This window comes from Aerosakkonema sp. BLCC-F183 (assembly GCF_041929145.1).
Classification (GTDB): domain Bacteria; phylum Cyanobacteriota; class Cyanobacteriia; order Cyanobacteriales; family Aerosakkonemataceae; genus Aerosakkonema.
In genome coordinates, this window is the sequence record NZ_JBHFNU010000069.1 from 12,677 (window position 1) to 35,097 (window position 22,421).

General features: G+C 46.5%; 16 protein-coding genes and 1 pseudogene. 8 read left to right on the forward strand and 9 right to left on the reverse strand.

What is annotated here, in order from left to right:
* Positions 1-4: 4 nt before the first annotated feature.
* Positions 5-295, reverse strand: a pseudogene (locus ACE1CD_RS20705) (phytoene desaturase family protein); the annotation flags it as partial.
* A gap of 49 nt (positions 296-344) precedes the next feature.
* Here ACE1CD_RS20705 and ACE1CD_RS20710 point away from each other — a divergent pair.
* The gene (locus ACE1CD_RS20710; RefSeq protein WP_374793939.1) at positions 345-998 is read left to right on the forward strand and encodes a PAP/fibrillin family protein; all 654 of its coding nucleotides are present in this window, start codon (positions 345-347) and stop codon (positions 996-998) included.
* A gap of 106 nt (positions 999-1,104) precedes the next feature.
* On the opposite strand, the gene ACE1CD_RS20715 is transcribed toward ACE1CD_RS20710, so the two are convergent.
* Together ACE1CD_RS20715 and ACE1CD_RS20720 are read right to left on the reverse strand one after the other, a co-directional pair.
* Complete coding sequence (locus ACE1CD_RS20715) at positions 1,105-6,147, reverse strand: ATP-binding protein (RefSeq protein ID WP_374826099.1); 5,043 nt, start codon at positions 6,145-6,147, stop codon at positions 1,105-1,107.
* Between the two features lie 29 nt (positions 6,148-6,176).
* Entirely contained in the window at positions 6,177-9,272 is a 3,096-nt protein-coding gene (locus tag ACE1CD_RS20720) for an ATP-binding protein (protein WP_374826100.1), read from the reverse strand.
* A gap of 107 nt (positions 9,273-9,379) precedes the next feature.
* Here ACE1CD_RS20720 and ACE1CD_RS20725 point away from each other — a divergent pair, with 107 nt between their 5' ends.
* Both ACE1CD_RS20725 and ACE1CD_RS20730 read left to right on the forward strand, forming a co-directional pair.
* Entirely contained in the window at positions 9,380-9,979 is a 600-nt protein-coding gene (locus tag ACE1CD_RS20725; protein ID WP_374826138.1) for an IS607 family transposase, read from the forward strand.
* The gene (locus ACE1CD_RS20730; RefSeq protein ID WP_374826139.1) at positions 9,942-11,054 is read left to right on the forward strand and encodes an RNA-guided endonuclease InsQ/TnpB family protein; all 1,113 of its coding nucleotides are present in this window, start codon (positions 9,942-9,944) and stop codon (positions 11,052-11,054) included. The genes ACE1CD_RS20725 and ACE1CD_RS20730 overlap by 38 nt, the downstream gene beginning before the upstream one ends.
* A 65-nt stretch (positions 11,055-11,119) precedes the next feature.
* On the opposite strand, the gene ACE1CD_RS20735 is transcribed toward ACE1CD_RS20730, so the two are convergent.
* From ACE1CD_RS20735 to ACE1CD_RS20750, 4 genes are all read right to left on the reverse strand, one after another.
* Positions 11,120-12,154, reverse strand: coding sequence for a response regulator (locus tag ACE1CD_RS20735; RefSeq protein ID WP_374791290.1), 1,035 nt, complete (start codon positions 12,152-12,154; stop codon positions 11,120-11,122).
* A gap of 383 nt (positions 12,155-12,537) precedes the next feature.
* Positions 12,538-14,616 (reverse strand): dynamin family protein, encoded by a 2,079-nt coding sequence (locus tag ACE1CD_RS20740; RefSeq protein WP_374826101.1) that lies wholly within the window; start codon positions 14,614-14,616, stop codon positions 12,538-12,540.
* A 69-nt stretch (positions 14,617-14,685) separates the two neighbouring features.
* Positions 14,686-16,767 carry a dynamin family protein gene (locus tag ACE1CD_RS20745; protein WP_374826102.1) on the reverse strand — a complete coding sequence of 694 codons (2,082 nt, stop codon included), beginning with the start codon at positions 16,765-16,767 and terminating at the stop codon, positions 14,686-14,688.
* A 291-nt stretch (positions 16,768-17,058) separates the two neighbouring features.
* Positions 17,059-17,874 carry an SIMPL domain-containing protein gene (locus ACE1CD_RS20750; RefSeq protein ID WP_374791296.1) on the reverse strand — a complete coding sequence of 272 codons (816 nt, stop codon included), beginning with the start codon at positions 17,872-17,874 and terminating at the stop codon, positions 17,059-17,061.
* A 166-nt stretch (positions 17,875-18,040) separates the two neighbouring features.
* Between ACE1CD_RS20750 and ACE1CD_RS20755 the strand changes: the two genes are divergently transcribed.
* The 3 genes from ACE1CD_RS20755 to ACE1CD_RS20765 are packed head-to-tail and all read left to right on the forward strand — an operon-like array spanning position 18,041 to position 19,154.
* Entirely contained in the window at positions 18,041-18,436 is a 396-nt protein-coding gene (locus ACE1CD_RS20755; protein ID WP_374791298.1) for a VOC family protein, read from the forward strand.
* Positions 18,437-18,487: 51 nt separating this feature from the next.
* Positions 18,488-18,742 carry a SemiSWEET transporter gene (locus tag ACE1CD_RS20760; RefSeq protein WP_374791300.1) on the forward strand — a complete coding sequence of 85 codons (255 nt, stop codon included), beginning with the start codon at positions 18,488-18,490 and terminating at the stop codon, positions 18,740-18,742.
* Between the two features lie 16 nt (positions 18,743-18,758).
* Positions 18,759-19,154 carry a phosphomannose isomerase type II C-terminal cupin domain gene (locus ACE1CD_RS20765; RefSeq protein ID WP_374791302.1) on the forward strand — a complete coding sequence of 132 codons (396 nt, stop codon included), beginning with the start codon at positions 18,759-18,761 and terminating at the stop codon, positions 19,152-19,154.
* A 268-nt stretch (positions 19,155-19,422) separates the two neighbouring features.
* Here the strand turns inward: ACE1CD_RS20765 and ACE1CD_RS20770 are convergent, their stop codons facing one another.
* Positions 19,423-19,656: a Nif11-like leader peptide family natural product precursor gene (locus tag ACE1CD_RS20770; RefSeq protein ID WP_374791304.1), complete on the reverse strand. Its 234-nt coding sequence runs from the start codon at positions 19,654-19,656 to the stop codon at positions 19,423-19,425.
* Positions 19,657-19,868: 212 nt separating this feature from the next.
* On the opposite strand from ACE1CD_RS20770, the gene ACE1CD_RS20775 reads away from it, so the two are divergent.
* Entirely contained in the window at positions 19,869-20,360 is a 492-nt protein-coding gene (locus ACE1CD_RS20775) for a gluconokinase (RefSeq protein ID WP_374826103.1), read from the forward strand.
* A 25-nt stretch (positions 20,361-20,385) separates the two neighbouring features.
* On the opposite strand, the gene ACE1CD_RS20780 is transcribed toward ACE1CD_RS20775, so the two are convergent.
* A complete protein-coding gene (locus ACE1CD_RS20780; RefSeq protein WP_190465274.1) occupies positions 20,386-20,736 on the reverse strand; it encodes a hypothetical protein in 351 nt (116 codons plus the stop codon).
* A gap of 393 nt (positions 20,737-21,129) precedes the next feature.
* Here ACE1CD_RS20780 and cas6 point away from each other — a divergent pair, with 393 nt between their 5' ends.
* The gene (cas6, locus tag ACE1CD_RS20785) at positions 21,130-22,266 is read left to right on the forward strand and encodes a CRISPR-associated endoribonuclease Cas6 (protein ID WP_374826104.1); all 1,137 of its coding nucleotides are present in this window, start codon (positions 21,130-21,132) and stop codon (positions 22,264-22,266) included.
* The last annotated feature ends 155 nt before the right edge of the window (positions 22,267-22,421 follow it).

Consider the following 22,421-nt stretch of genomic DNA (forward strand, 5'->3'; position numbering starts at 1 on the left):
ACTAATTATAACACAAAGTCGGCGTAGAACGCCGAGGCTTTAAACCCAAAATTTTCGGTAAGGGATTGGGGGAAGGGGTGTAGGACAAACCAGAATATAAAGATGGCCCAGAATCAAACTGATAGCCATTGCGTTCAAAAGCATGAGCCGCACCCCCTGCGATCGAATGGCTTTCTACTACGGTGACATCAATACCATAGCGTGCTAATATGGCAGCACAACTCAAACCGCCAATACCGCTACCAATTACGACTACTTCTGCATTGTTCGTGAATGATGGTTGATTACTAGACATTTTTCCAGAATAATAAATATTGTCGCTATCAACAGCTAGGTGTCAATCTTTGCATAATCTACTCCCTTTAAAAGAAAAATTACAAGCTGCGCTTGATTCTATTCAAACTAACAAAGATGGCTCGCCGATTACCGATGTGCAGCTAGACAAAACGACCGCCGCAGAAATCGCACAGTTGACCGCTCAACTAGAAAGTTGCAACCCCAATCCGAAACCTTTGGTAAATGCTATTTCTTTACTAGAGGGAAGTTGGCAACTGCAATACTCCACTGCTAGAGAAATCCGGTCTTTAGTTTCTCTACCATTGGGATTAAAGCTGGGCAAAGTATATCAAGTGATTAATGTCAGCAACAAACAGTTTTTCAATATTGCTTTTGTCCAACATTATTTAGGATTATTATCGGGATATGTGAAAGTGACAGCTAGCTTTGAGCCTTCTGTAGAAGATTCATCACCTGTCCCAGACAAACGCATCAACGTCTACTTTGACAAACGCTATCTATCAATTGATAAAATCATCGGCATTAATACGCCTCAACTCGAACCATTCAAAGTTGTAGCTGCTAATAATCCAGTCGGTCGAGTTGCCACGCTTGATATTACTTATTTAGATCGAGATTGCCGAATTGGACGTGGTGGAGATGGTAGCTTGTTTGTTCTCAAAAAATCGGATATTTTAAATAATAACACAAGTTCAGTATAAAGGCGATCGTCAAGTTCAATGTTTTAGATAAATCATTAGTGAGACAACAAGAGCGGCTAGATCTGGAACTATTCATGGTTAGTCAAAAATCATCATTAAAAACTGATTACTCCGAAAGGAGAGGTAGTCTAACGATGAAGGTTGCACCTTGCCCAATGCCAGCACTTGTTGCGTGAATCGTGCCGTTGTGGAGTTCGACTAGGTGTTGAGCGATCGCTAATCCCAATCCCAACCCCTTCACTGCATTTGAATCTTTGGCTTGACGGAAGCGATCGAACACAAATGGCAGAAACTCAGCCGAGATGCCAATGCCACTATCTGTAACACGAATTTCAGCATAATCTTCATTAGCCATTTGTCTTTTGCGATCGGTGAGTGATGAAACCTCTACTTGCCCACCTTCTGGGGTAAATTTAATGGCATTGGTGAGCAGATTGCAGATAACCTGTTGAAGCCGATCGCGATCGCCCATGACAATAACAGAATCGCTTTGTGCAGTAGTTTCCCACCAAACCAGATCGATCGCTTTAGCTTGTGCGCTTTGAGCCACAGTTGCGATCGCCGTTTCAATCACCGATTTTAGTTCGACAGGCTCAAGATTCAAACGCAGTTTGCCTGCGGTGATGCGGGATATATCCAGCAAATCTTGTACGAGTTTGGCTTGCAGCGTAGCATTGCGCTCGATCGTATCCAACGCTTTACTCAACATTGCTTGACTGGGGGGATTTGCACGCAGCAGGCGCGTCCAACCCAAAATAGCCACCAAGGGAGTGTTCAGTTCGTGAGAGACTGTTGATAGTAACTCATCTTTTCTGCGGCTGAGCGATCGTTCTTGCTGGAGTGCTTCCCCCCGTAGTTGTGCCGTCTGAAGATGAGCAGTAACACGAGAGACAAGTTCTTGTCTTGAGAAGGGTTTGATTAGGTAGTCATCTGCGCCTGCTTCCAGTCCTTCGACGATCGCTTCTTCTCCCGCACGGGCAGAGAGCAGGATAATCGGAATCTCTCTGGTACGTGGATCGGAGCGTAAAGCCTCAAGCAACTCAAAACCATCAAGTCCTGGCATCATCACATCACTCAGGATGAGATCTGGTACTCGTGCTTGAGCGATTGCCAGAGCCATTGCTCCATCTGCCACAGCTTCCACTTGAACGTGTTCGCTAAGGATACGGGTGAGATACTCCCGCATATCGGCATTGTCATCAACTAAAAGTACACGCGCAGAGGCGGGAACGGAATAGTTTGATTCTGGAGATCCCCCTAAATCCCCTTTAACAAAGGGGACATTGAATAGTTGCTCCCCCCTTTCTAAAGGAGATTGGGGAAGCCATCGCTCTGCTTCTTCTACATAAGAGGCAGCACCCATTGCAGTTGATGCCTGGGTACGAGTAGGTTGGATACGATCGCCTTCATCTTGAAGGCGATCGCTCGGCAAGTGTTCTGTCCCAAACAATAGAGATACTGTAAAACAAGTACCCTCTCCTAAAGTGCTACTGACTTCAATTGTGCCGCCGTGCAATCGAACCAGTTCATGCACGAGCGCAAGCCCAATCCCCGATCCTTCGTGGGTACGTGCTTGGGTAGCTCGGACTTGATAGAACCGCTCAAACAGATGGGGCTGGTGTTCTGGGGCAATACCAGTGCCAGTGTCTTGGATTTGGAGGATGGCTCGATCGCCATCAGCAGAACCCAAACTGACTCGGATTTCGCCTTCAAAGGTGAACTTAAAGGCATTAGAGAGCAAGTTGAGGACAATTTTTTCCCACATTTCCCGGTCTACGCAGACGAGTTCTGGTAACGGTGGACAATCGACAATTAGCCGCAGTCCCGCTCGCTCGATCGCAGAACGAAATACACTGGCGAGTTCAGTAGTGAACAATGCCAAATCTGTCGGCTCATAAACCGCTTCCATACGTCCGGCTTCAATGCGAGAGAAGTCGAGCAGGGTATTGACCAGTTTCAATAAGCGGAGGCTGTTGCAGTGAACCAGTTCTAACCGCTCTCGATGAACTGGGGCGAGGGGATGAATGCGATCGCTCAAAGCATCTTCTAGGGGAGCCAATGACAGCGTTAACGGCGTGCGGAATTCGTGGCTGATGTTGCTGAAGAAGAGGGTTTTGGCGCGATCGAGTTCTGCCAAAGCTTCAGCGCGTTGGCGTTCCTGTTCGCGGGCAGATTGTTCTCGAACTCGCTCAAGTTCCGACTCGCGTAAGGCTGCTTCAGCGCGGGCACGCTCCACCGCTGCCCAAATACGTTCAGCGGTTTCAGTCAGAAGCGCAACCTCGTATTCATTCCATTGGCGTGGAACAGATTCACTGGCTGTAAGCGTACCGACTAAAACATTGTTCTTAATCAGCGGAATGAGGATATAGGAAATAACCTGAGCCGCTTCCATCGCAGGCAAATCAGCTGGCGGAATTAAATCAGTATTGTATACATCAGAAATAATGATGGGTTCGCCTTTGTAATAAAGCGGTATTACCCAGGAATAAGCAGATAGCGGATGTATTCCAGCAAGCGTTGGTGAATCACCACCGAGGTAATCCTGGGTTATTTTCACATAATCTTCCGCTTCACTAATCTCTGAATAAAATACCCGGTCTGATTTAAGTTCTTCACCAAGCAGCCTGCAAGCAATGCCTTCAATTTCTGCTGTATCGCAAAGCGATCGCAGCGCATCCGACAACTTCACCCGGAAAGCGTCCATCTCAGCCGCACGACGCAATTGTGCTTCGGCACGTTGGCGTTCTGTGACATCGCTGAAGAGTGCCGCGAGTTGGTTGTTACCGTTGCTGGTGGGAAAGACAAAGACATCAAACCAGCGATCGAGGTCTCCGTGGAAGTCGATGAAGCGCTTCGGCTGTCTGGTGCGGGCGACCTCCGCGTAGTCCTTCAGCCACATATCCTCCGCTTCCGGGAAGAGTTCCCGCATCGTTTGACCGGGCTGCGGTCTGCGTCCGCTCTGTCGCTCAAAGGCTGGATTTGTCTCGATGTAGCGGAAATCTAGCGCCTCGCCCGCATCGTTGTAGAGCATCTCGAAGATGCAAAAGCCTGCATCGATCGAATTAAACAGCGATCGATATTTGGCTTCCGATTCGCGTAAGGATGTTTCGGCACGGGCGCGTTCTACGGCAGCCCATATCCGCTCGGCGGTTTCTTGCGCCAGCTCTGTCTCAAACGCTGTCCAGTTCCTCGGTGTGGTCTGGGTGATACAGAGAACGCCAATCGGCTTTCCCGCCTTGATGACAGGCACATCTATAAAGGAGATAACCTGCAACTCACAACAGAGTTGCTTCAACGACTCATCCAGTAAGTCCGTCGTATGGGCATCCTCGATAACAAAAGGACGACCTGCATCAACTACCGCTTTGAGGATGGGGAAGCTGCTGAGGGGGTACACACCCGCAACGGTCGGCAAATCTTCGCGTGAGGCATCCCGCCGAATGATGGCGTTGCTGTCAATCATTTCGCAGTAGTAACATCGATCCGCGCCAAAAAAGTTCATAGCAATGCGCGTCACCGTTGTATGAATTTCAACGGCATCAGAGAGCGATCGCAGAGCATCACTTAATTGGAGCAAGTAGGCTTGCTGCTGTTCGTAGCGTTTGCGTTCCGTAATATCATCGAAGACGATCGCCACCCGACGACTGCTCACCCCGCCGACTTGCGAGACGTAAGCCGAATACCACCGTCCCGTAAAGGCGTTGTAGTTTTCTACCCGCAGCGGCTCACCCGTCCGCGCCACGTTGCCATAAGCCTCGAACCAGTGAGATTCTGTGTTGGGGGCAACCTCGCTGCCCAACTTGCCAACGACGTTTTTGAGTCCGGTTTGCCGCTTAAACATCGGATTGACTTCCAGATAGCAGAAGTCAACGGCGTTGTCCCTCTCGTCAAATATCATTTCGATCAGGCAGAAGCCTTCGTCAATCGAATTGAATAGCGATCGATATTTTGCTTCTGATTCGCGTAAGGCAGCTTCGGCTTGTTTGCGTTCGGTAATGTCTTGGAAAATAACCGCAACGCGGTGCAGCGATTCGTCGCCAACGCGGGAAACTTCAGCATCAAACCAACGGTTAAATGCGGGCGAGTAATGCTCAAATCGCTCGGATTTGCCTGTGGCAACAATTCGTGCGTAAAAGTCACTCCAAAATTGTTCGACTCCCGGCATCAACTCACTCGCTAAGGAGCCCTTCACATCGATTAAGCCAGTGTGTCTTTCAAACGCCCGATTCGCTTCCAGAATCCGATGGTCAACAGGTTGCCCATCTGCGTCATACAACACTTCGATGCTGCAAAACCCTTCCTCGATCGACTCAAACAACGTGCGATATTTTGCTTCCGATTCGCGTAAGGATGTTTCGGCTTGTTTGCGTTCACGAAGTGCAGCTTGCTGTTCGCTGATATCAAAGGCGCAGAAGATTCCTGTGCCGGTACGATCGTCAAAACGTCCGCTACCGATCAAAATTGGCAGCCGATGTCCATCCTTATGAATGAATTCTTTTTCATAGGGTACGCAAGCGCCCTTCGCCTTGACTTCGGCTATGGCTTGCCGATCGCGATCGTGGTACTCCGGAGGCGTTAATTCACTCCAACGAATCGCACCCGCTTCCAGGTCTGTGCGAGTGTAGCCGATCGAAGAAAGCAGCGCGTCATTAGCATCGGTGATGGCACCCGCAGGAGTCCAAATGCCCATCGCTACCATGTTATTGTCAAAAACTTGTCTGAAGCGGGTTTGCGATTCTCGTAGGGCTGCTTCAGTCTTTTTACGATCGGTAATGTCGTAAGAGACGACAAGCACCGCATAGATCTCCCCATTATCGGCCCGAAGCGGCGTTCCCCGCGAGATGTAGGTGCGATCGTGGGCATCGTGTTCGTGCTCAAACGGTTCGCCTGCGAGTGCTTGACGGTACATCGGTTCGTAACTTGCAGCTAAATCGGGTGCCAGCACCTCGAAAATTGTGCGGCCAACTAAGTCTTCGGGTTTGAATCCGGCAGTTGCCAGGGCTTCGCCTTCCGCCAGCAAATAACACAAGTCGCGATCGACAACAAACAGCGCCCCACCTGGCAGATTCTCGATCGTTGCCCGCAGGAGTGCGTCTGAAACCTGCAACGGATCGCTAGTGGGGTGCTGGTTGTCTCTTTCGCGCTGCATAGAATTTACACTTTCTGTGGGTGGGCGGTTCAATTCAGTTCAGTTATATGCGTCAATGGCAGCCTGACGGTAAACGTTGCTCCTCGTCCTTCGCCTTCACTGGCTACCTCGATCGTACCTCCGTGCAATTCAACCAAGAGACGAGCAATTGCCAGTCCAATGCCTACACCTCCCGGCGAGTGACGGCTGGGTACTTCAGCTTGAGTGAAGCGATCGAAAACGAATGGCAGAAAGTCAGGACGGATGCCAATGCCAGTATCGGTGACGGCGATCTGAACGTAATTTGTCAACAGTTCTTTGTCATTTGTCGTTCGGTTTTTTATTAAGGGCAAATCAACCGTGACTAATGACAACTCAATTTCAATTTCTCCTCCTTCGGGAGTAAATTTGATCGCATTATCCAGTAAATAATTAATAATTTGTCGAATGCGATCGCCATCTGCAAAAATATTACCGATTGCCAAATTCGCTCTTATATCGATTAATTTAATGTTCTTTTTCTCAGCTTGTTCGCGAAATGTATTAACAACGTTTTGTACCAGAACCACCAAATCGACGAGTTGAGATTTTAAGCGTAACTTTCCAGCGATAATGCTGGAAAGATCCAGCAAATCTTTCACTAATTTTGCTTCAATCGTGGCATTGCGCTCGATCGTTGCTAGCGCACGAGCCGTCTTAGCTTCATCAAAGTTTTGGGTTTGCAATAAGCGTACCCAACCTAGAATCGCCGCTAGGGGGGCTTGCAATTCGTGGGTTACGGTTAGGAGAAACTCATTCTTTAAGCGGCTAGCGGATTGCTCTTGGCGCAACCGTGACATTTGCAATTGCGTGTTGATGCGTGCGATCAATTCGCGAGCGGAGAAAGGCTTAATCAGGTAATCGTCTGCTCCCGCTTCCAATCCTTCAATTGTTGCTTCTTCGCCTGCGCGTGCGGATAGCAGAACGATCGGAATGCTTTTTGTGTCAGGGTGCGATCGCAGTGCTTGCAACAATTGAAACCCATCCATTTCTGGCATCATTACATCGCTCAACACCAAATCGGGTGGATGCTTCTGGATCGTTGCTAAAGCGATCGCGCCATTTGCAGCCGTATCAACTTGCCATCGCTCGCTCAACAAACGTTTCACGTAGTCGCGCATATCGGCGTTGTCATCTACTAGCAAAATACGCGCATTAGGGGAGCGGGGTCGCAGGGGAGCGGCAGAATTAATATTTTCGCTTTCCCCTTCTTCTGGCAACCATTGTAATGCTTCTTGCAGATAGGGAACTGCTCCCATTGCTGTTGAGGTTAAGGTTCGCTCTCCACCAATCTGCTCTTGAGGAAGATGAGCCGATCCGGTGGGAATTGATACGGTAAAGCAACTGCCTTCTCCCTCAACGCTGCTAACTCGAACAGTTCCGCCATGCAGTTTTACCAATTCTTGCACCAGCGATAAGCCAATTCCCGATCCTTCAAACGTGCGTCCTTTTGCTCCTTTTACTCTGTGAAATCGCTCCAATAAGTGGGGAATTTCTGCGGCTGAAATACCTATGCCCGTGTCTTTTACAGTTAGTTCAATAAATCGGGTAATGAGGATGTTATGAATATCTTTTTCCTGTTCTGGTTTGGCTCGATCGCCTGCTTCTACTAATCGCAAACTTACTGTAATTTCACCTTCAAACGTGAATTTTAAAGCATTGGAAAGCAAGTTGAGGACAATTTTTTCCCACATCTGGCGATCGACATAAATTGGTTCGGGTAGCGGCGAACAATCCACCACCAAACGCAAATCTGCCTGCTCGATCGCAGAACGAAATACACTGGCTAATTCAGCCGTAAAGCTTGCCAAGTCAGTTGGCTCGTAAACTGCCTGAGAGCGATCGCTTTCGATGCGCGAGAAGTCCAGCAAGGTGTTAACCAGCTTCAGCAGGCGTAACCCGTTGCGTTGGATGACTTCAATGCGCTGCCGTTGATTGGGCGAAAGGGGATTATCTCGATCGGCTAAAGCATCTTCGGCAGGTGCCAACATCAAGGTGAGCGGCGTGCGAAATTCGTGGCTGACATTGTTGAAGAAAATGGTTTTAGCTCGGTCTAATTCTGCCAATGCTTCAGCGCGTTGGCGTTCTTCTTCGTAAGTGAGGGTATCGGCGATCGCGGTCGTTACTTGTCCGGCAACTAGGTCAAAAAAGCCTTCATAATCATCATCGAGGGGTCTATACGGGCTAATGCCAGCAATCAAAACCCCCAGTATTTCTTGTCCGGGTCGAGTTAGTGGCAAGACGATCGCATTGTTGGGGGATTCATCCCACGCACCACCGGGAAGCAATCCAAAGCGATCGATTAAATTGTCGATAACTCGGCTTTCTCTTGTTGCTAAAACCGAGTTGAGCGACCAGCAATCCGATGTTTCATCGTTCGGTGAAAGCTCGATCGCACTGGGACTAACAGGAGTTCCGATCTCTAAATTAGTCGTACTGACGAGTCTAGCCTCCTTGCGATCTGCGTCGAGCAAATAAATCAGGGCGAAGGGGATATCCTGGGCATTATTGGCTAAAACATCAGCGGAAATCTGGCAGGCTTCCTCTACAGTCTTGACGTATGCTGTCTGTGCGCCTAATTCCCGCAACGTCCGCAGGCGGCGATCGCTTAAAACCCGTTCCGTTTCCTCAGTGACGACACCAAATACACCACTGCTTTCTCCATTATCTTCCGGGAGCGGACTGTAAGAAAAGGTAAAGTAAGCTTCTTCTAAATATCCATTGCGTTCCGTCAACAGCAGCAATTCCTTGTTCCACGATGAATTGCCCTTTTGTAAAACAGACTCGGCTTGTACCCCAACCACCTCCCATATATCTGCCCAAATTTCTGTTGCCGATTGCCCTAGCGCCGATGGATGACGCTGCCCTAAAAGCGGGATATAGGCATCGTTGTACAGGTTGATAAAGTGTGGCCCCCACCAGATGAACATTGGGTAGCGACAGCCTAAGATAATCCGAATCCCTGTTTTTAAGCTCTCTGGCCAGGTTTCGACGCCACCGAGCGTGCTTTGCGACCAGTCGTGAGATCGCATCAACGCTCTCATCTCGCCACCCCCTGCAAAAAGTTTTTCAGACCAGGTATTTGGGCTTTCAGATGGAAGCGTCATACCTAAATCTCCTCAAGAAGAATAGAAAGAGACGAAATTTAATACTTTAATTGTGATACAACGTGACTAATCATGATATACTAATTCCCAGAACTAGGAGAAAGTATATCGTTAAGTATGTCACGCCAAAACAAGCCGCCGAGCAACTCGGCGTACACTTCCGCACCCTCGTCCGTTGGGAAAAAGAAGGAAAGATCCAAGCGATCAAAACCCCTTCCGGTCAACGAAGATATGATGTCCAATCATACACAGCTAAGTCTGGATCTCGCTCTACCGTTATCTACGCAAGAGTATCCGGTCGCGCCCAACAGTCCGACCTCAACCGACAAATCGCAGCTATTGCAAACCTTTACCCAGACGCAGAAATCGTTAGCGAAATCGGCGGGGGACTCAACTTTAAAAGAAAAAAGCTTCTTGCCTTACTGGAACGAGTCATGCAAGGAACTGTCGGACGCATTATTATCGCCCATAAAGACCGACTCGCTAGGTTTGGATTTGAATTGTATCAATGGATATGCGAACAACACGGATGTGAAATCGTGGTTCTCAATGAAACAAGTTTATCTCCAGAGGCAGAAATGGTTGAGGATATCCTCGCCATCCTCCACTGTTTTAGCAGCCGACTCTACGGACTCAGAAAATATAAGTCTCAGGTCAAAGAAGATCAGGATTTACCCAGACTCAAATCTAAAGAAAGAGTGGAATAAGTGGCTAGCGGCTTGTCGCTATTGTTTCAATCAAGCAATTGCCTATCAAAAGAAAAATGGGAGGGTATCTAAACTTAAGCTTCGCAACATTATCATGAATTCCGCTCTGACAGAGTGGGTCAAATCAACCCCCTGCCATATTAGACAGAATGCCATATTTGACGCACATCAAGCATATACAGATGCAAAGGATTGTAAGTTTAGGAGTGCTAAAGCGCCAAGACAAACAATCAAGTTTAATCACTCTAATTACAAGTCAGGTAGATGGTATCCTAACTTGACTAAAGGGCTAACATTTATCGCAAGCGAGCCATTACCAAGCAGTAGCAAGAACGCCACTAAATTAATCAAAACTAAGGATGGATGGTTTGCGGTATTTCTGGAGGAGCGTACAGTACGCGATGAGCAACTATCTGGTCAAGTTATTGCTCTTGACCCTGGTGTACGCTCCTTCCTGACTGGATTCGACGGCAATCAGTTTGTTGAATTCGGGAAGGGTGATATGGGTAGAATCGCAAGGTTGTGCCAATATCTTGATGCTTTAATGAGTCGGATTGCGCGAAGTTCTTCTCGCCATCAAAGGCAAAAAATGAGGCAGGCAGCGGCACGACTGAGGAGCCAAATTAGAAACTTGGTTGACGAGTGTCACAAACAAGTCAGCCATTGGTTAGTTAATAATTACCAATACATCTTGCTGCCTACTTTTGAAACATCGGAAATGACCAACAAAAAGCGACGTAAGATTAGAGCTAAGACGGCAAGGCAAATGTTGAATTGGGCGCATTACCGATTTAAGCTACATTTGAAACAAAAAGCTGAGTTGAATGGCTGTAACGTCATCGACGTAACGGAAGAATTCACCAGTAAAACCTGCACGTCCTGTGGTCATATTCATCAAAAGCTAGGTGGAGCTAAGGTCTTTAAATGTCCTGTCTGTAATCATACTATTGGACGGGATTTTAATGGTGCTTTCGGTATTTTGCTGAAAGCTTTGAGGGATACCTCCTACACTATCAATGATGATGGTGTAGCTATTGTTGCACTGCCCGATAATATATCGAGTTGTGTCGCATAAATGTATCAGAAAGTTTCGAGCTTTGAATGTAAGAGTTTTGAGTTTAATAAAGTTTAATTCAAAATTCAAAACTCTCTCCCGCGTTCGGCCAATTGAACTACCATTTCAATCAACTCGTTGGGTTGAGCTAGCTTGTGCAAATGTGCCTCAAATCCTGCCAGAAGAGCCTTTTCCCGATCTTCGTCTAGATAAGCAGTAATCGCGGCGGCTGGAATATGCCATCCCTTCTGGGCTTCCAGTTCCCGTACCTTGCGAATGAAGCTATAGCCATCTTCATTCGGCATCCGAATGTCGCTCACCAACACATTGGGATGGAATGTCTCCAGCGCCTCTAACGCTGCTGCTGCGGTCGCTACTGCGATCGTGCGAATGCCGTGCGACTCTAAAACTGCGGCGATAAACTCACGAACATCGGCTTCGTCATCGACAACGAGAACCTGCAAACCATCAAGGGATTGGGGTAAGGTCGATACAGGAGTATTTGTTTGAGCTTGAGTAACTTCTCGATCGAGTTGTCGATCGGACACAGCGATCGTTTGCTGGTGTCGGCTGATATTGTATACAGCAATCCGCAATCCCTGAATCTCTCCAGCATGATTGCGTGCGATCGCTACATTCAATTCGGCGGGAAATGGCTTACCTTTTCGCGGACAGAGGTTAATCCGCCAGATCTCGATGTCATTGGCCTCAGAAAGCTCGTTCAGCTTGGTATAAAAGATTGGACGATCGCCCTGTGCAACGTACACAGCTAAAGGTTTTCCCGCCAGATAAGCTTGTGGCACTTTCAGCAGTTGGGCACTGGCTTGGTTCGCTTCCAAGATTACACCATTGGCATCAGTAACCAAGTAGGCTAGAGGCAAGGAGAGAAACAAGCCTTGATAGTATTGATAGGCTGCGGCGATGCGCTGATTCTGCCGAAGCAACCTTTCCTCAACAGCCTCGGCTGCCTCCAAGTTTGTTTGCATTTGTTCGTAAATCAGTTGTAAATTTTCCAGCGTCGCCGTAATTTCTTCCCAATCTCCCGCAACTTGTTCTCTTTTGAGGGTGGCAATTTGCCGTTCGATCGCTTGAAAATATTGCCTAAATATCTCGTCACTCATAGATTGTGCCTGCTAAGGTTGCCTGTTTGCTAACTCCATACCTGGCATCAATTCCAAGCGCTTCTACCCTTGAGAATGCTACAGAGAACCTTGAGCAGATAAAGAGGGTTACTTCCAGTTTAGTTAACCGCTCGATCGAAGAGTTCGCAGAATTTCAGCAATAGGACTTACGCATCAAGTATGAAATGTAGGGGCAATTCATGAATTGCCCCTACGGTAAATCAAGGGTTTCAGGTCATTTTTGCGTAAGTCCGGAGCAAATCCTACCCCAGAATTTTTGGAGATGTCTATTAGACATCTCCAAAAATTCTTGTGGGATAGGCATCCTGCCTGTCTCTGAGATTCTTTTCTGGAGATATCTAATGAACCACGAACATTGCTATTTAAGCGATCGCTTGCAGGAAATCCTGATAAACTGACTCAATACTTCCCGATTCTGAAGCCACATCCGATTCAATTTTTTTCAGACGTTCCAATTCGGTCTTATAATTGATTTCGCGGGATTCTTTTTGTTGAAGCAAATTGTCTAATTCCGCTTTGCGAGATTTGATATCATCGTCGATGCGATCGCTCACTTCCTTCTCATAAGCATCAAAACACTGTTTCACGGCATCGTGAATCGGTTGCCATTGTTGCTCTGCCACTTGAGGCAGATATTTCACTAACTCTTTTTTAGCCGCTTTCACGACTTCTTTGCGAGCTCGATCTGCTTGGAAAACACCGATTCCTAACCCAACAAGTGCCAGCGTTATTGGGCCTAAAACAATTCCGAAAACAGTAGAAACCGCTACGCTGATTCCAATTACAGCGATTAAGTTGAGCAGGATATTTTTCCAATCGAAACCGGCTCCCATGAGCGCCGCACCCGCAACGTTACCCGACGCTAAAGATACTAAACCCATTGCCCAATTTGCCCAGGCTGGAGATTTATCTTCTATTGATGTATTGCTAGAGTAGGATATTTTTTGCCCGGTGATTTTTTCGGTAATCTTGTCAGTTACCTTTGTGTAAGAAGCACCGTAGTTCGCCGCACTTTTGGATAGCTGTGTAAAGGCTACATTCATTTCTTGCTCGGCGGTGAGAGTCCAAGCGGATAATTTGTCGTTGACGTACTGCTCGAATGCTTGTTTGAGTCCGACTTCAAAGGCTTGTCTTCTTGCTCCATCGAGGAAATCTCCAAATTGTATTTCTGGTTGATAGCGCAAGAAATCGGTTTCAAAAGTGTTACCCAAGTTGAGAACGTAGGTGCGGAAGGAATCTGCGATCGCTCTCGCTTTTCTATCTCGTAAAGATTGAATTTCATCCTTGAATCGATCGCGAATCTCAGTCAGTTTGTTAAACTCCGGTTCAACCGAACTAATCCTTTCTTTCAATTCCTTGACACTTCGATCTAGCAATGGTATGCGACGTTCGATCGCTTCCCTCACGCGATGAGAAGCTTGGCGCGATAAAGTTCGCGCTTGTCGAATTTCAGAAATCGCCCTTTCCTTCGTCAAAAATATGTTGAGTGCGCCCATAAACTCTGGAAAACCCGTCCCCTCCAGAGAAACATTAGGATCTTTCAAGCGTTTACGCAGCGCTTTAATTGCCGATACCTCAAACACTCGCTCATCGTAAACATCGTAACCATCTATGACGCAATATTCAGCCAAGTTAGCTTTAAAAACCTTCCGCAGTCTATCCTCAGCTTCTTGCAATTCTTCCTCATCATCCGGGTCAATCAAACTCTCGCGAATCTGATCCCAAGCATTAATCATAAAGAAAACGCTCAAACCCCGTCCTTTAATGTAATTTTCTAGATAGCGCCGTTCCCCCAGCGTGCAAGGTTGCGATGCTCTCAAAACAAACAAAATCGCATGACAATTATTGATATAACCCAAAGATAATTCGTTTCGCGCTTCTGTATCGTTCAGTCCGGGACTATCAACTATTTCGACACCTTTTTCTAATAAAGGTAAGGGATATTCCACTACAGCATAGTCAACATCGGGAAAAGCTAGCTTTTTTTCTTGTTCTAGTTTCTTTGCCTCGGCTGGATCGATGGTATAATCCTGCTTAAAACTCTTAAAATCGAGTTGTTTGGGACTTTTCCCATCTTTAAAGTAAACAGTTACTTTCTTTTCTGGCCCATAGCGCAGCACCGTGAGCAATGCCGTACAGGGATTGACATCGCTCGGCAATAAGTTTTCGCCAATTAAAGCATTGAGAAACGTACTTTTGCCTCGTTTCATATCACCTAAAACCAATAGCCGAAATACGCCTTTGCTTAAATTTTTGCTGGCTACTTTGATGTCTTCTATCTCTCTTTCCAAACCGAGTTCGCCAGAAGTTTGCTTTCCTTGGGATTCGGCTTGTGCTATGGTATCAGCCATTTTGCTGAGAGACATTGCAACCTTAGCTCGCGCTTGGGCGACTTTTTCCAAATCATTGAGAAAGCGGTCTGTTTCAACTTTATAACTCATCTTTATTACACCTTCAAGGTATTAATACGTATCCAAGCGACGTAAGGTGGGCAATGCCCACCCTACAGATTAGGCGTTGAATAACAACAAATCCTCGTAAACAGATTCCAGATTGCGATATTCGGATAGCACCTCAGCATCAATACTTTTCAGACGCTTTAATTCGCTATCGCGATTAATTTCGCGGGATAGCTTTTGTTCGAGCAGATTATCTAACTCAGCTTGTCGAGATTTGATATCATCATTGATGCGTTTGGTGACTTCGCGATCGTAAGCATCAAAACAATCTTTCACCGCTTGATGAACCGATTGCCATTGCTCCTGTGCTATTTGGGGAAGATACTTGACAAATTCTTTCTTTGTGGCTGCGATCAATTCTTTCCGAGCTTGTTCGGCTTGCAAAGCACCAACACCCAAACCTAGCAGCAAAACCCCGATCGGCCCGGTAATCAAAGATATGGAAAAAATCGATAAAAAGCTCCAAATTCCGATTACCGCCAGAGAGTTTACCAGAATATTTTTCCAATCGAATCCCGCGCCTGCAAGCGCTATGCCGGCAACGTTACCCAAAGCTAATGAGAAAAATCCCATCGCCCAACTCGCCCAAGCAGGCGAATTATCTTCATAACCTAAAGCTTGAGCGGCGTGTAGCTTGGAACCGATTAATTTCTCATTAATCGCATTTGCTACTTTAGTATAAGCAGAACCGTACTCGGATGCGCTTTGAGATAGTTGTCCGAAGGCATCTTGCAATTGTCGTTCTGCTGTCAGTTCCCAAGCAGAAATTTTGTCGTTGAGGTATTGCTCAAATGCTTGTTTGAATGCAGCATTAAATTCTTCCCGCTTACCTTTGCTGAGGGAATCGAGAAATCCTATATTTGGCTGATAGCGCAAGAAATCAGATTCAAATGTGTTGCCTAAATTGAGAATGTATTCTTTAAAAGAATCGGCGATCGCTCTCGCTTTTTTATCTCGCGTGCTGGCAATTTCATCTTTAAAGCGATCGCGTATTTCCGTCAGTTTCTTAAATTCTGGTTCAACCGAACCAATCCGCCGTTTCAATTCCTCCACATCCTGCTCTAGCAGAGGGATACGACGTTCGATCGCTGACCGAACGCGGTGATAACTTTGCTGTGCTAAAGTTATCGCTTGCCGCAATTGTGCAGTTGCCCGTTCTTTAGTCAAAAACGTATTCAACGCATTCATAAACTCTGGAAATCCCGTCCCCTCCAGAGACTCTTCCGAGTTTTTTATCCGCCGCCGCAAAGCTTGAATCGAACAAATCTCAAACACGCGATCGTCATAAATATCCTGTCCATCTAATTGACAGTATTCCGATACATTGGTACGAAAAACTTGACGCACTTTATTTTCCGCTTCTTGTAACTCTTCCGCGTCATCTGGATCGATGAGTGCCTTGCGGATTTCATCCCAAGCGTTAATCAAAAAGAAAACACTCAATCCTCGATCTTTGATATAATTTTCCAGATAGCGACGCTCTGCCATCGTCACAGGTTGATCTGCCCTGAACACGAACATAATTGCATGGCAATTATTGATGTAGCTGAGCGAAAGTTCATTTCGCGCTTCTGTATCGTTTAGCCCCGGACTATCAACAATTTCAATACCTTTTTCCAGCAGCGGTAAGGGATATTCTACTACAGCATAGTTCACGTCGGGAAAAGCTTGCTTTTTTTCTTCTTCTAGTTTTTTGGCTTCGTCAGGGTCGATCGTGTATTCTTCTTTAAAAGTTGTAAAATCCAGCTTTTCAGGAGGTTTGTTATCTTTAAAATAAACGGTAACTTTCTTTTCCTCGCCATAGCGGAGAACCGTTAACAAGGCCGTGCAGGGATTGACATCGCTGGGTAATAAGTTTTCTCCGATTAAGGCATTGAGAAACGTACTTTTACCCCGTTTCATATCTCCTAAAACTAGGAGCCGAAATACACCGTGCTGTAAATTCTTTCTCGCTAACTCGATATCTTCTATATATGTTTCCAAACCTAATTTACCAGAGGTAGATTCTCCTTCCGACTCGGCTTGAGTGAGAGTAGTAACGATTTTAGAGAGACAGCGTGCGGCATCGTGGCGTGCTTTGGCAACTCGATCCAAATCTCTAATCAAACTTGCTCTTTCAGTTGTGTAACTCATGTTTATTTCCTGAGTAACTGACGGTTTCTGGCTATGATGGAATGCGATCGGCACTCTCAGCCAAGTCTCTACAACTCTAACTTCAGCAGCTTGTCAGTGCCTAGATCTAACTAGGGGCTAGAAAAGTCAAAAGTCAAAAGTCAAAAGTCAAAAAAGGGCGTCGGGACTAGGGCTGGGGGCTAGGAGCTAGGGAAAAGGGGGAAAGGGAAAAAGGAAGGGGAGAGGGGAGAGGGAAGCAGGAATAGGCGGGATTTTGACTTTTGACTTTTGACTTTTGACTTTCCCTATCCCCTACTTAATCGCGTAAGTCACGCCGATTTGACTCCTCACTTGCACCTCAGTTGGAGCGGAGGGATTATAAGGGGGTGTACTGTCGCTGAATCCAGCAAAAGGGGAAGTGGAAACAGCAATCTTAGAACCGCAAGCGGAAACAGATGCAGGACTGACGATCGGATAAACTGTTACCAGCAGAAGTTCTCCAACTTGCACACCCATTTCCAAAGCAATACTACTCACCTGACTCTGTGCATCCTTGAGTGCGATACGGCGAGCGGTGCGTTCGAGTGGCTGACAGTCATTTACCGCATACTCCGCACCGATACCTTGAATAAACAGAGCATCGCTACCTTTGAGTGCGGAACTTGCCACTTTGACAACTTCTTGCACCCGTTCGCGAGTTGGCTTGTCGATTTTAACCAGCAGCTTCGGATTTTCTAGGGAGCTGGTTTCAATTGTGATGTTATCCTGTGGTACTTTAACGCCAACTAGGGCATCAACTACAGGCTTGAGGGGTTCCTCTTCAGGTAAAGAAGGATTTTCTGGTGCGGGTGTCAAGGTTGTTGCTGGTGGTGGTGGCTCAACAGGTGCGCGATTGGCGAAGCGAAATTCCAGGCGAGCCGTGTCTGCCGGTGCGGTGACCAGACCCTGACCGATGACACTTATCGCACGTCGGTTAACTAGAGAATCTGGTGTCGAGCCGTTACTGGGCTGCGATATGCTAAAGGCCGAGCTCTGAGCGTTGCTGTTTTTTATTGCGCCCATCCACAGTGCAGCGATCGTTGCAACAGCGAATAGGGTATGGTAGACTCCCGGTAAAAATTTAGACATTGGTAAAGGTAAACTCTCAAGCTAATGTCCAAAATGCCAGCCTGGGTAAGCGTTGCTTCAGTAAGCTAAGCATAGCTTTCTACGGGAATTACTGTTGGCATTGCTCGCCACAGCATACAACAATTGAGGAAATTCCAGCAAATTTTTAGGCAAAGCAAACATTACTATGATTGACCATATTTCGATCGGCGTCTCAGATTTTGAGCGAAGTCTGACGTTTTACGATAAGGTACTGGCAGCACTCGGTGTTAAGCGCTGCTTTGCTGTTGATATGGGCAGTAAAAAAGTGGCAAGCTATGGCCCCAACGGTCAGCCCATCTTTTGGATCGGTCGCAAACAGGATCTCACGACAGCTGTAGCACCTTCACCGGGCTTCCACATTGCTTTCCAAGCTACTACGCGAGGTGCGGTGGATGCCTTTTATACAGCGGCTATGGCAGCTGGCGCAACCGACAACGGCAAGCCGGGATTGCGACCGCAATACCACGCGAATTATTATGCGGCTTTTGTCCTCGACCCAGATGGCTATAATATCGAAGCGGTCTGTCACCAACCGCTTTAGTGCTGAGTTAAAGCTTGGTGCAGCTGTAATGGTTAAGCGATAAAAATAACTATGGATTTGCTGACTGTTTTGGGCTTATTAGCGGGAACCTTAACGACGATCGCATTTTTGCCTCAAGTAATTAAAACTTGGCAATCCAAATCAGCGAAAGACTTTTCGTTTGGAATGCTGATTACTTTCAGTTTGGGTGTGTTTCTGTGGTTAATCTATGGAATTGCCAAAAACGATCTCCCGGTGATTGTCGCCAATCTGCTCACCTTTGTCTTGAACTTAATAATTATTTCCCTTAAAACAAGGTACAAGTAAATTTGAGGAGAGTGCTATGCCAGAAAATCAAAATGACGAACAAACTATGACGGCGACCTTGAATTCCGAACCTGCTAAAACTCGCATACGACCTTGGGGAACGGTGACAGTTTTAGAAGAAGCGGAACGCTACAGAATTAATCGCATTGAGGTCAAACCCGGTCATCACATCAGTACCCAAATGCACTATCACCGCAGCGAACATTGGGTTGTTGTTTCCGGTACGGCTAAAGTTATCTGCGATGGTAAAGAAACTCTGCTCAAACAAAAAGAATCTACTTACGTTCCTATGTCCACGCCTCACCGGGTTGAAAATCCAGGTGTGATTCCGCTGGTAATGATTGAAGTGCAAAACGGAGAATATCTTGGCGAAGATGATATTATTCGTTTTGGTGACGATACGGAAAATTGAGAAGTATTGTTAAACTTCACTTAATTTGTATTTAAGTCTATTTAAATATAGACTTAAATACTCAATTGAGTTATAATTAAGGTTTTGTCCAAGGCAATCATGCCACTTCGATCGCTGTGACTCAAACTCGCGAAGTTTTAGCCTTTATCAACAGCGTGCAAGTTAGTGCGATCGCTATGAATGATTTTATTTTTCCTGGCAGTTAGAAACTTAATGCTGTTTAATTTTAGCAGATCTCCCCTGCTTTGTAAAGCAGGGGAGGAATATTTCAAACCCAGCTAACTTCACGCAGCCAAGGCCAAATGCCTGTTTTTCTTCTCAGGGTCACTGCCTCGCTATTTTCTTTAACTACAGCTTTTAATTCTTGAGTTGTAAAGCTGTAGCCCAATCCCTCCGCAATTCTTAAGAATTCTTCTGGACTCGTTGCGGCTTTGAGTCTTTCTCGTAAAACTGTGTCTTGAGTAGCAGCTTCTAAAAACCGATCGGCACTTTCTATGGACATTGGCTAACCCCCTGTATTGTTTTAGACCTACAATCAATTTTATCTAGTACTCAATTCCTCTTCCCTATTCTTGAGGCATAATCTTAACAATTATGGTAACTATCACTTTTCTTGCTTTAGTAAGAGGCGAGTATTTGAAGGAAGATTAAGATAGAGCGGCAAATCTCCCGCTCTTAAGTATTAATAAATCATCAACATTTCATCGCAATAAAATGGTGATTATAATCATGGGTGTGAGCGGTTCCGGTAAATCTACCATTGGTCAGATGCTGGCATCCGCACTAAATTGGAGTTTCAGCGACGCGGACTCATTCCACTCCTCTGCTAATGTCGAGAAGATGAGTAAAGGTATTCCCTTAAGCGATGCCGATCGCATACCCTGGTTATTGGCAATGCAACGGGCGATCGCACAATGGCTGCAAGAAGAACGCGATATCGTTCTGGCGTGTTCCGCCTTAAAATCTACCTATCGCGAGATGCTCGATATTGACCCCGATCGAATACGACTGGTTTACCTCAAGGGCAGCTTCGAGCTGATTCAGAAGCGATTGGAATCGCGCCAGAACCACTTTATGAATAAAGAGCTGCTGCAAAGTCAGTTTGATACCCTTGAGGAGCCGAAGTCGGCAATTATTGTAGATGCCTCGCAGCCACCAGAAACGCTCTTACAGCAGATTATCACAAATCTTGGTATTTGCAAATAAGTTTTATTCAGCAGGTGAGAATTTTTCAACCCTTCTTGCCGAGTAGGGATTCAAATTCAGCTTTTAAGGACTGGATATCGCCGACTCGCGCTACCAGGACATTTTCGTTGCCGGCGTCCTTCAATCGCTCTTTCCAATACTGGATGGTGTCTGAGTTGTGTACCCAGAAGTTAATCACAGTATCCACAACTTCATCCATATCCCAACCTCGCTTTGGCGGCACAGGTTCGACAGATTCAATGAACGCATCGAGGGTGCATTTATACGCTCCCACGTATTCCACACCGGCTGGCGCTGTTTGTTCTTCAACCTTTTGCTGCTGATTAAAAAAGTACAAAATTGGAGACACTCCGAGCAAATCAAAAGTGTATTTCATAGAGAACTCCTAAATCAGTCTTGTCTTTTTCTAAGTAAAGCCAACTTTTCAAAAAAGTGTCGTTGCTTTATTTACAATTTGCGACTTGTGTGGCGGCTTTACCTCGAAATTTTTAATCCTTAAGTCGAGTCACACTAATACCTATACCTTTGGTAATCACCAAAGCGACAGAGGTACGGCGAATCTTTCTGCTAGCGCAGCGCGATCGACACAGGCTTATTGGATGCTATTTATAGCAAATTTTTTTAACTTCTGGGTATGGAAACGTCTGCGGAATAATAATTGCGATCGCGAGCGAGTCTTCCCCACAAGGGGATGGAAAGGAAGTACAATACCAAGCAAGAACTGGAAAATTAACGCAAAGCTTGAGTCTTGCAAAGATAGGTCAAACTAATGCCTCAGCTTACCGGACGCCGCCGCCAGCGCACCAAGCAATCCGCACCTACCCTGATTTGGCCAGACGATACAGAACTGGTAGGATTAGTATTTGAATTAGAAGCGGGTGCTGATGGTTCTTTATATCCTCAGTATGCGATCGGACTTCATGCTTGGTTGCTGGATCGAGTGCGATCGATCGACCCGGATTTATCGGCTTACCTGCACGACGGACAATCCGAGAAACCGTTTACAATTTCCGGATTGGATGGGCCATTACTCCCCAGTGGCAGGGAATTACAAGTGCAAGGCGGACAAACTTATCGCTGGTACGTGACGGCTTTGTCATCTAGGGTAGTGCGATGGTTAGCAAAATGGATGGAAGCGATGCCAGCAGAAGTTAACTTGCGCGATGTGTCGTTAACGATTCGATCGTGTCAAATTTCCCATCCTGCTACCACCTACACCCAACTATTTAAATCCCAGCGTTCATCGTCATCGACCCTGAAGTTAAGTTTTTTGACACCTACGAGTTTTCGTCGCAAAGGACATCATTTTCCCTTACCCTTGCCAATCAATGTTTTTCATAGCTATCTGCGTCGTTGGAATGACTTTTCCGGGATGTCGTTCGACCAAGAAGCTTTCCTCGCTTGGGTGGATGAGTGCGTTGTCGTGCATCGCGTCAAGCTAGATTCGTCTAAGGTGCAAGCGGGAAAGAAAGGATCGGTGACCGGATTTACAGGTGCGATCGAATACGGTCTGAGCAAAGCAAGTCAAGCACAACCTGAGTTTCAGCAGTTATTCTCTGCTTTGGGACAACTTGCACCCTATTGCGGAACGGGTCACAAAACTACCTTTGGATTGGGACAAACGCGCTTGGGATGGCTGATGGGTCAAGATGAGCCTGCGCCTGCTGCACCCTCAGTCGAGGATTTGCTAGCCGAAAGGATTGCCCAACTTACGGAAATATTTATCCTCCAGCGTAAACGCACGGGAGGCGATCGAGCCAGAGAAATTGCCGAAACTTGGGCAACTATCCTCGCACGGCGCGAGTTAGGCGAATCGTTACAAGCGATTTCCGAAGATTTGGAAATGCCTTATCAAACAGTAAAAACTTATGCCAAATTAGCTCGTGCGGCATTGAAGCCGGATTAGGGAGAGTGGGAGAGTGGGGGAGTGGGGGAGAAAAGAACAACAGGTAACTTGCGATCGATAATCTCACACAGGGAAAAAAGTCAAAAAATCGCTCTCTTATCTGCGTTTATCTGCGTTTATCTGCCTACATCTGCGGTAAAAATAACCCTCGATTC